Annotated in this window: 9 protein-coding genes and 1 pseudogene; all 10 read left to right on the plus strand. The window is 29.9% G+C overall.

What is annotated here, in order from left to right:
* Window positions 1-126: 126 nt before the first annotated feature.
* The 10 genes and pseudogenes from HT671_RS08890 (at window position 127) to HT671_RS11380 (ending at window position 9,766) form a co-directional block, all read left to right on the plus strand.
* Window positions 127-546 carry a GNAT family N-acetyltransferase gene (locus tag HT671_RS08890; RefSeq protein WP_049493769.1) on the plus strand — a complete coding sequence of 140 codons (420 nt, stop codon included), beginning with the start codon at window positions 127-129 and terminating at the stop codon, window positions 544-546.
* A 2-nt stretch (window positions 547-548) separates the two neighbouring features.
* On the plus strand, window positions 549-1,706 hold the full coding sequence (locus HT671_RS08895) for a hypothetical protein (protein WP_050208510.1): 1,158 nt from the start codon (window positions 549-551) through the stop codon (window positions 1,704-1,706).
* 5 nt (window positions 1,707-1,711) lie between these two features.
* Window positions 1,712-1,876 carry a hypothetical protein gene (locus HT671_RS08900; RefSeq protein ID WP_153299952.1) on the plus strand — a complete coding sequence of 55 codons (165 nt, stop codon included), beginning with the start codon at window positions 1,712-1,714 and terminating at the stop codon, window positions 1,874-1,876.
* A 145-nt stretch (window positions 1,877-2,021) separates the two neighbouring features.
* Window positions 2,022-3,161 carry an arginase family protein gene (locus HT671_RS08905; protein WP_050208508.1) on the plus strand — a complete coding sequence of 380 codons (1,140 nt, stop codon included), beginning with the start codon at window positions 2,022-2,024 and terminating at the stop codon, window positions 3,159-3,161.
* Window positions 3,154-4,440, plus strand: coding sequence for a hypothetical protein (locus tag HT671_RS08910; RefSeq protein WP_050208506.1), 1,287 nt, complete (start codon window positions 3,154-3,156; stop codon window positions 4,438-4,440). The genes HT671_RS08905 and HT671_RS08910 overlap by 8 nt, the downstream gene beginning before the upstream one ends.
* Window positions 4,427-6,028 carry an ABC transporter ATP-binding protein gene (locus HT671_RS08915; protein WP_172923133.1) on the plus strand — a complete coding sequence of 534 codons (1,602 nt, stop codon included), beginning with the start codon at window positions 4,427-4,429 and terminating at the stop codon, window positions 6,026-6,028. The genes HT671_RS08910 and HT671_RS08915 overlap by 14 nt, the downstream gene beginning before the upstream one ends.
* A 406-nt stretch (window positions 6,029-6,434) precedes the next feature.
* Window positions 6,435-6,836, plus strand: a complete 402-nt coding sequence (locus HT671_RS08920; RefSeq protein WP_138703004.1) for a hypothetical protein — start codon at window positions 6,435-6,437, stop codon at window positions 6,834-6,836.
* A 329-nt stretch (window positions 6,837-7,165) separates the two neighbouring features.
* Window positions 7,166-7,525 (plus strand): SAG1252 family conjugative relaxosome accessory protein, encoded by a 360-nt coding sequence (locus tag HT671_RS08925; RefSeq protein ID WP_048787830.1) that lies wholly within the window; start codon window positions 7,166-7,168, stop codon window positions 7,523-7,525.
* A 9-nt stretch (window positions 7,526-7,534) separates the two neighbouring features.
* Window positions 7,535-7,900: a plasmid mobilization relaxosome protein MobC gene (locus tag HT671_RS08930; protein WP_023939826.1), complete on the plus strand. Its 366-nt coding sequence runs from the start codon at window positions 7,535-7,537 to the stop codon at window positions 7,898-7,900.
* Window positions 7,887-9,766, plus strand: a pseudogene (locus tag HT671_RS11380) (SAG1250 family conjugative relaxase). The gene HT671_RS08930 and the pseudogene HT671_RS11380 overlap by 14 nt, the downstream one beginning before the upstream one ends.
* The last annotated feature ends 55 nt before the right edge of the window (window positions 9,767-9,821 follow it).

Raw genomic sequence — 9,821 nt, forward strand, 5'->3', positions numbered from 1 at the left:
TTCGAGTACAATCACAAAAAAAATCGAATGGACTTGATGTTGGAAAGGCAGATTAAAGAATAATGGAATAGAATTAGTCTCTAGTATATTCGCTTTTATTATTCATTAAAAATTGTAGGGGCAAAAATGAAGATTACTGATGCAAATAATGAAAATATTGACTACATAGAAGAAATGCTATTGGAACACAATAAGAAATGCTTACCTTCATGTCAGGATGAGGACTATAAACAGATTGCTTTTATTGTTGAGAATAATCAAGAGATAGTAGGTGGCATCGTAGCTTATTCGGTTATTTGGAAAATATTATATATTGATACACTTTGGGTTAAAAACACTTATAGACGTCAAGGGATAGCAACTGCATTGTTAAATAATGTTTTAGAAAGTGCCAAAAATTACGGATGTAGTATTGTTCATTTAAGCACCTTTGACTTTCAAGGTTTAGATTTCTACTTAAGTCAAGGTTTTGAAGTTTTTGGAATTCTTAATGACTCTCCAGATGGACATAAAGAATACTTTTTAAGTAAAAGAATAGAGAAATAAAAATGTTTTATAAAAATTCTAGTATTGATTTTACTAATCTAGTTAATGAGAATAATCTTAAGACACCACTGTTAGTATATGATGAAGAACAATTGGATTATACGTTACATAAAGTCAAAAACATTTTTTCCAAATATGATTTTCTAAAATTAAGTTATGCTGTAAAAGCTTCTTATAGTGATTTTTTTCTTAACAAGTTCAGTTCTTTAGGAATGGGATGTGATGTGGCAAGTCGTTATGAATATGATTTGATAAAAGACTATTCTTTTCAGTTCGTAACTACTACTGCTCCATACTATTCTAAAGAAGATATGATATACTTTTCGAACAAAAACATTCTAATCGATTTTAACTCTTTAGACCAGATTAAACAGTTTGTTTCAATCGGTATTTCACAGGAAATAGGTCTTCGTATTAGAGTTAGTTTCCCAAAGTGGGGTGACAGAAATTTAGGAACTTACGGAGAGGAAAGTAGATTTGGAATAGAATTGAATCAAGAAATTATTGATTATATATCAGATAATGGTTTAGTCATAAAGAGATTACATACTCATACTGGTCAAATGACCCCAGAATTGTTCATTTATAAAGTTCAATATTTGTTAGAAATTTGTAAATTCTTTGATACTATTGATACAATTAATTTAGGTGGAGGTCTGTTACATCTCTTAGAAGATAGTGAGCGAACAATAGCAGCTCTTAATCGAATAGATGAACTGCTATCAACTTTCTATGAGGAAAATCAACGGAGAATAAATATTATTATTGAACCTGGTGGTGCTATTACTCTTCCATTTGGTTATTTAGTTACTAAAGTTATATCAAAGCAAATTTTAGGAAACAGTACAATTGTAACAGTAGATTCATCAGCTTGGAATTTTTTGCCGTGGAATATTTATAAGGTTGAGAACGTGAGCATAGGTTCGGAGTCCAGTAGTGATGGTATAGAAGAAAAAGTAAAAATTGCTGGGTGTACTCTTTTTGAAGGTGATTATTTTGGAGTTTTTGATGGTAAGATAAAATTACATAGTTTTCCCTCAATTTCAGTTGGAGATTTGCTAGTTGTCTATGCTTCTGGAGGTTATAGTTTTACAAATTCTAGGAGGTTTAATGGTATTAGACTTCCTATAGAATATATTTATAGAAATAAAAGGAGGTGAAAACAATGAAACTTGAGGCTTTAAACAAAGAATTGTCTGCTTTAACAAAGAAATCAAAAAACACTTTTGATATCAAATCTGAAGCAGATAACAAAGGGAATCATAATATTAAAAATCCCTTTGGTTTAGATTTAAAACTCTTGGGAGGAAGTAGACCAAGATATATTTGATATACCAATACATATTACTAGTTAAACAATTGTGTATATGTGTATATGTTTTATGCAAAAACTCCTATTTTACATTAGAAAGTATAAATAGGAGTTTTTATTCTAATATTATTTATTATATTTATATTATTAGTGGGAGAGTTTTATGAAATGGATTGTTAATCCTAGTTTTGCTTTTTTTAATAGTGATAAGACTGGCTATATTTTTAATATTCCTAATAATAAAATTACAGAGTGTACAGTGGAGTTTATAGAATTTATCAGAGATTTACATAAAATTGAATTTACTTATGAGGATTTTTGTCTGAAAATAGGTTGCGAGAAGGAAGAAGGTAAGAAGGTATTCAAGAAACTTTGCGATGAATCTGTTTTAATATCATATAAATATAAAATAGATAAATTTCAAAATACAATGTTTAATGTGAAATTTATAGAGTTAGCAAGTTTTTTAACGATGGGGTATAAAGAGAAAATAGTTTTTCTGGGCTTTCCATATGATCAGTCAGTTACCAATAGAGCTGGTTGTAAATTTGCTAGTAAAGGATTACGAGAAATTAGTAGAATAATATATGATAGAGAATATTCTCTACTTTCCTACAATGAGGATATATCAGATATTAGTGATTTTATATATGATATTGGAGATATTAAGGGAATAATATTCGATAGAAATGGTCCGGAGTTTTCTTTTTTAACAAATATAATATTTTCCTTAGTATGTACATCAAATTTCCCAATTGTATTAGGTGGAGATCATTCTATTAGCTTTTCTACAATAAATGGAGCAAGCTTAAAAGGTGAAATCGGGGTTATCCATATTGATGCACACGATGATTATTTTGAATTTAATTTAAATAATTGGTCTCATGAGATGCATCATGGAAATTATCTGGGTGGGTTTGCTAATAACGATGCAGTTAAGAAAATATATTGTATTGGTATTCGTTCCCTAACTCCTTATCTGATAAGTAATGACAAAGTAAAAATTTATCCAAGAAAATCAATTTTTGAAACATTTCAGCTGGATAAGAACTTAAAGTATTATATTACTTTCGATGTTGATGTTATAGATCCATTATTGATAGGAGGTGTTGGAACACCAGTACCATTTGGATTCTCACTGGATCAAATTAGGGAACTTCTTATTAGATTAATACAAGAGTTTGAAATTGTTGGAATGGATGTCGTTGAATTTATTCCCGATAAAAAGGAAGAGATATTAACAATTTGTTCATTGATTTTTGAATGTGTTGTTCAACAGATAAGGAGAAATCAAAATGATTAGTGAAACAGACAAAATATTAGAAATTTTGAAAGGTAGTGAGCAAGTTGTGAGTGGTTACTTTCAGTCACAATTGGAGATTGTAAGAAAAAGAATTATAGAGAATGCTAGTTGTTTCTTATCAGAATTGAAATCTCCTATAACTGGAAAAACATATACTCTTGATGGGGAAACGATTAGTTTTTCCTATGAGAGAAATATCTCTCACCGTGTATTAGAGAGAAGATTTGATTTGAGTATCGATAGTGACTTTTATCATAAAACAATATTTTTTAATTCTGGTATTTCAGCAATTTATAATGTGATTATTTCTTTGAAAAGAATTTTACGGAAAGAAAAATTAAATATTCTAACTCAATCATCCTATTTTGAAACTGGAATGATAAATAGCATCTTAATGAATTCTATATCAACTTTGGATAGTAATACTGATGTTGAATTTGATGTTATATTTATCGAAAGTATCGATTACAATAATTTATGCTATTGTAGTTTAATTGAACTTATTCAGAGCAGAGAAATAAGCTTTTCTGACAATCAGATAACATTTATTATTGTAGATACTACTTTATATAAAGATAAGAATGAAGTAGAAAATGCGTTTGGAAAAATTTTTCCAACTAATGTGATTTTAATTGAAGTTGAATCGCTTATAAAATTTTATCAATTGGGTTTAGAACTTTCAAATGTTGGAGCGGTTACAATCTATTCACATTATAGTATATGTGAAATAGTTGATGACTTAGCAGTTTATTTAAAGAAGGTAAGAAATATCAGTGGTTCAAATCTTAATCTTTATGAAATAGCACTTTTATCAAATGAACTGATGTTAAATCATGACCTAGTTGATGTTTATCGTACTAGAATATACAAAAACGCACGTAAATTTTATGATATTTTAAGTAAAGAAAAATCAAATTTTAAATTTATTTATCCTGAAAAGAATAAAGGTGAGTCACCTTTTATCATTATGAAAAATGAAAGTTACACTATTGATGACTATCTGTTATACTGTTCTTTATTAAAAATAATAGTTGAAGAAGAAGAGGTGGATGTTATAATGGGTTCCAGTTTTGGGTTTAACCATACTCGATATGAACTCATAATTACTGATAGAGTGAAGGGAGAAGCGTTTATAAAGTTGTCAATTGGTGCATTTGATGAAAACAGTCAAATTGAATTTGCATCTTTAATCAATCGATTAAATTCTGATTCAAAAATAAAACAAGAATTTAAGAGATATGGACAGATCGAACTATTGAGGCTAGATGATACTGATTAAAAAAATAATAAATATTTTAAAGTTTACTACAATAAAAAAAATACTTTTGATTGAATTCTTAACGCTCGCATTAGATATACTAGAAGTGACCAGACCGTTTTTTATGGGAAAATCGATCGATGATATTCTGAGGAGTGATATCAATACCGTTGCAATAAAGCTTGTATTCTACACAATAACAATTCTATTATCGAGTTTTCTGGATTATTATCAAGCTATAATAATGACCAAAACTAATTTTGAAATAGAATTAGGTTGCTCTCGTAGTTTTATACAACGTTTCTTAGGAGAGAAGTCCAATTTATATTCAAAAATAAATGAGATAGTCTTGGGTGACATTGCTGAAGTATCCAAGATTGCAGTACAGGTTATTGATATCATAATATTTAATTCGGTATCGGCAATTTTAGTAATTTATTTTTGTCTTAGAATACATTACAGTCTCACTGTAATTATAATTGTATCTCTTCCGTTTTTATATTGTATCAATAATTTGTTAGGACAGAGAATTGAGAGTATGAATACTATTCACAAAAATTCTATAGATGAATTGAATGAAGAGTTCACATATTTAAAAACAGGTATACCTGTTGTAAAAAGCCTAAATGCTACTGAATATTTAGAACAAAAAATTAACAAATTTGTAACTAACGTCAATAAATTAAAATTCCGCATTTCTTATTATTTCGTTGTAAAAAATACAGTATTAGAAATATCGAATTATTTAGTATATTTAGCAATTTTGATTATTGGCATTGTATTAATTCATAACCAAAAAATAACAATAGGGCAATTTATAGCTTTTAACTCATACTCTGCTATATTGACAAAAAACTTTAATAGCTTAACAGAGGTTATGTATATCAGTAGAGAATTTAGAGTTTCGTATGATAGAATTTTTGATTCAAATAATATGAGATACTCTCAAGTTAATTATGTAAATTCTAAAGATTATTCAATCGCTCTAAATAATGTTAGTTTTAAAATTGGAAATATCAAAATTTTAAAATCAATATCGTATAATTTCCCTAAAACAGGTTTGATATTCATAGTTGGAGAAAGTGGCTCAGGCAAAACGTCCCTTTTAAAAGCTATGGACGGTTTAATTCCTGAAATTACAGGCACTGTTAGTGTAAGTACTTCTAATTCAAATATACTCTATTTACCACAAACTCCTGTAATTTTTAAAGATTCTATTTATAACAATATTGTTTTAGGAAAAGTGATAGAGGAGATTGAATTTTTAGAAGTTGTTAAACAATTAAAAATACAATATTTACTCAGAAAGGATAATCTAAAGAATCCTGACTCATTAGATCAAACGCTCTCTGGTGGCGAAAAACAACGTATTTCCTTCGCACGTGCAATACTAGCAAATCCTGACATTCTTCTCTTAGATGAATTTGATTCAGCTTTAGACAATGAGAATTCTGAGCAGTTACATAAAATTATTAGAGAGTTATCCAAGGAAAAATTGATTTTATTAGCTACACATGATATGAGCAGAATTGATAGCCAAGATCAATGCATATTAATTGAAAATGGAAGAATTAAGGAGGTTGCTTTTTTTGAGGATGTAGGGATATAAGTTATTTTTCAATTTTCTCTTTATTTAGTACTTTTGTAAAATTTATATTTATTTTATTTTCAATTATGATTTACACTGAGTATAAAGAAACTATATTCAGATTCATATCAAGATTTTTATTGGGTGTTAAGGAGGTAGATAGTTCAATTGTAAATGGTAGATATTTCCAAGCAAGCTATAAATTTTTTCAAAAAAATGGAGCATAGATAGGAATCGTTACTATTATGTACATGGTAAATCAATTATTAAAAACTATGGAAAAAATAAGAGTGATGTTTACCATATTACGGAAGATGGAATTGAGTCGAAAAAGGGCCTTAGAAAAAATATTGTTGTTTCAAAAGATAGTTTGAGGATTGATTCTAATTATTTTATTCTAGAAAACTCTGAATCTTTTAACACTATTATGCAGGAAACTAAATATGCTGGGTATAGAATTTTGAATAAAGTTGACCATTCTATCTGGATTCTCCCTATTATTTTGCTAGGTTTATTTATTGTCGTTAGTATTCAAATAGATAATAATATGAAAACCAGTTACAGAGGAGATTACTATGCTTTAATATTGAATAGTGATCGAACTATTAAACAAGTAAATGAAAATGATAAACTTTCTTTTCAAAATCAGGAAATAATTGTGGGTAATAAACGTTATCGTTACGATAATGTTAGCATTACAGTGAGAAATATGGATGATGTAAATATAGGTGAGATCAATACATCATCAAAAATAATTGTTATGAAAGATGGGGATACTAAATACTATATTTTGAAAGATTCTGCTATATATAATCAATACAAAAAATGAACTTTGAGCCACAAGGCTCTTTTTTTATTTCTTCTTTTTCATGTGATAACTTCTCCAAGTTTCTTCCGATATACTTTTCTCAACTTGTAAAAATCTATGTTAGATTTTCTCTGGGGGGTGTGGGGGCGGAGCCACCAAGTTATCTTATCGTTGGCTGTCAAAACTAGAAGGTTTTGATAGGTTGGCGATATGATTTTTGGGATATTGTGGACACAATATCTGAGCTCGCAAAGACCGAACAAGGAGAGACTGAGGTCTTTAGGAATCGTACTGACAATGTGAGGCAGCCTTACATTGTCAGACAAGTATAATGTTGAAAGGATGGTAAGATGGGACAAGAAATTAAGTCAATCCGAAAGCAATTTAGAATCACGAGACAAGAAGAAAAACAGATAAAAGAAATGATGAGGGAACAAAAAGTGGATAGTTTCTCAGAATTTCTTCGTCAAAATTTATTGAAAAAGAATTATCAGGATAGAATTTTTGAAAGTTGGTTCTCCCTTTGGCAGTCTCAAAAGTTTGAACAGATTAGTCGAGATGTGTATGAAGTTCTGGTTGTCGCAAGAGAAAATCATCAAGTGACTCAAGAGCACGTCTCAATCTTATTGACTTGCGTTCAAGAATTGATTGCAGAAGTGAATCAAGTACAGCCACTCAGTCGTGAGTTTCGTGAAAAATATATGGGTTAGGAGGATGTAATGGTTTATCGCTATCGTACCAATCTCAAAAAAGTATTTCTAACTGATCCAGAATTACACCAATTGAATGAACGGATTTCTAAGAGCAATTGTCAAAATTTTTCAGTCTATGCCAGAAAAGTTTTGCTTAATCCCAATATGTCATTTGTCACGATTAACACTGATACTTATGACCAGTTAGTTTTTGAATTGAGACGGATTGGAAATAACATCAATCAAATTGCGCGTGCGATTAATCAAAGCCATCTGATTTCTCAGGACCAATTACAAGAATTGAGTAAAGGAGTCGGAGAATTAATTAAGGAAGTGGACAAAGAATTTCAAGTGGAGGTGAAAAGACTGAAGGAGTTTCATGGTAGTTACTAAACACTTTGCGACGCACGGAAAAAAATATCGTAGGCGTTTGATTAAATATATCCTCAATCCAGATAAAACAGATAATCTAAAATTAGTATCTGATTTTGGCATGAGTAATTACTTAGATTTTCCTAGCCATGCAGAAATGGTAGAAATGTACAATGTTAACTTTACTAATAACGACAAGTTGTACGAGTCCAGAAATGACCGACAAGAAAAACACTAACAAACTATTCATGCTCATCACCTCATTCAATCATTTTCTCCTGAAGATAATCTGACACCTGAAGAAATTAACCGCATTGGTTATGAGACCATGATGGAATTGACAGGAGGTCGTTTTAAGTTCATCGTAGCAACTCACACAGACAAAGATCATGTTCATAATCACATCCTAATCAACGCTATTGACCGCAATTCAGATAAAAAGTTGATATGGAACTATGCCTTGGAACGAAACCTCCGTATGATTTCAGACCGTATTTCTAAAATGGCTGGTGCAAAAATTATTGAGAAACGTTATTCCTATCGAGATTATAAAAAATATAAGGAATCTAGTCATAAATTTGAATTGAAACAACGTCTTTATTTTTTGCTTCAGCATCTAAATCGTTTGATGATTTTTTAGAGAAAGCAAAGCAGTTGCATGTTCAGATTGATTTTAGTCAAAAGCATAGTCGATTCATGATGACGAATCGAGCAATGACAAAACCAATTCGAGGACGCCAACTCAGCAAACGAGATCTATATGATGAAGAATTTTTTAGAACGCATTTTGCTAAGCAAGAGATTGAAAGTCGTTTAGAATTTTTGTTGAACCGTGTCAATTCTTTAGAAGAGTTAATAACAAAAGCAAAAGAATTGAATCTAACCATTGATTTAAAACAAAAAAATGTAACTTTTATCCTGGAAGAAGATAATCAAAAGATAAGTTTGGGTCATAAAAAAATAAGTGATAAGAAATTATATGATGTCAAATTTTTTCAAGATTATTTTAAAAATAAGGAAGTCGTTGCTTCAGAAGGATTAGAGAATTTACAGGAACAGTACCATGCTTTCCAAGAAGAACGAGATAAGGATAAAGTATCCACTGAAGAGATTGAGGAAGCCTTTGAGACATTTAAGGAAAAACGAGATGCCGTTCACGAATTTGAAGTGGAACTTGCAGAGCATCAAATAGAGAAGGTAGTTGATGAGGGCGTCTATATCAAGGTGGCTTTCGGTGTCAAACAGAGCAGTCTTATTTTCATTCCTAATTATCAGCTAGATATTATTGAAGAAGACAATCAGAAAAAATATAAAGTCTATATCCGAGAGACAACCTCATACTTTGTATATAACAAAGAACATTCGGATAAAAATCAGTATGTCAAAGGACGAACATTGATAAGACAGCTAACCAACGATAGTCGAGTAATACCATACAGAAGACCTACAGTTAAGAGTCTACAGGAAAAGATTACTGAGATTAACCTCTTCATTGAATTAACTGAAGCAGATAAGAAATACCAAGACATTAAAGACGAGTTAGTAAAAGAAATAGCAGAGATAGATATAAAACTAAATCAAATTAATGAAAAAATCGCCAACTTAAATAAGATGGCGGAAGTGCTTATCAATTTAAAGAGTGAGGATGTGAGCAGTCGAAAGCTTGCAAGATATGACTTTTCAAAATTAAATTTGCCAGAATCAACATCTCTAGAACAAATCAATTCGGAATTTTTGAGATTACAAAAAGAGTTAACTACCTTTCTTGAGGAATATGAGAATATTATAAAAAGATTGGAAATATTTGTGAAGGTACTAAATAGAAAAGAGTTAAAGTGGAGAAACGGTCATGATGGAGAACTTAATGAATATGAAATAATTGATTAAGTTCTTTATATTTAACGTTTCAGAAAAACTATAATGTCAAGATTAACTAAACAGT

It is taken from the genome of Streptococcus sp. 2741, from assembly GCF_013276315.1.
In the GTDB taxonomy this organism is placed as follows: domain Bacteria; phylum Bacillota; class Bacilli; order Lactobacillales; family Streptococcaceae; genus Streptococcus; species Streptococcus pseudopneumoniae.